Origin of the sequence: Methylopila musalis (assembly GCF_042679725.1) — a bacterium.
Taxonomy (GTDB): domain Bacteria; phylum Pseudomonadota; class Alphaproteobacteria; order Rhizobiales; family Methylopilaceae; genus Methylopila; species Methylopila musalis.
Map to the genome: position 1 here is coordinate 1 of NZ_JBHTMX010000417.1, position 722 is coordinate 722.

The following is a 722-nucleotide window of genomic DNA, read 5'->3' on the forward strand; positions in this document are numbered from 1 at the left end:
CGACGCGCTGCGCGTCGCGCTCGCCGCGGCCATCCGGCGGCTGCCGGCCCGGCCGCCGTTCCTGATCGGCCTGCGCCGCCTGTTCAAGCAGGCGGAGATGGCGGACGACGCCGGACTGTTCGCCGCCACCGCCCACCGTTTCGCCACCGCCTCCGCCATGTACGCGACGCCCGAACACAGCGCGCGCCGCGTCTACGTGCCCGAGCTTCAGCAGGCGCTGCCGGTGGTGGCGGAGCGCGCGCGGCCGGACGCCCGCGTCGGGCTGTCGGTCGCAACGCTCGCCTATTTCAAGCGCCGCATCTGGCGCACGCTGCGCAAGCGCGGCGAGGCGGACGACCCGGCCTATGCGGAGCTCGCCGCCGCCTATCTGCGCGCGCTGTCGCCGGACGATATGGCGCGGCCCGTGACCCGGACCCATTTCGCCCGCGACGCGGACGGCGCATGGCGCCGCGTGACCTGCACCTCCGGCCCGCTGTCGCGCAACTGGCCCGCGAGCCAGATTCTCAGCCGCCACGACGCCGACGTCCGGTTCCGCTACGGCAGCCTCACCACCGAAAACGCCGAGGGCGACGGGACCGCGCGCGGCGAGGCCTTCCCCGCGCTGTGGGACGAGCGGCCGGACCTCGCGCTCGACCTAGCGGCGGAGAGCGCCTGCGAGCCGGTGGCGCTGTTCGGCGTGCGGCGGCTGACCGAGACGCCGGACGCGCTGCGCGCCCTGCCGG

Annotated in this window: 1 pseudogene; it reads left to right on the forward strand. The window is 75.9% G+C overall.

Annotated features, from left to right (window positions below):
* A pseudogene (locus ACFQ4O_RS18060) lies at positions 1–722 on the forward strand (hypothetical protein); the annotation flags it as partial.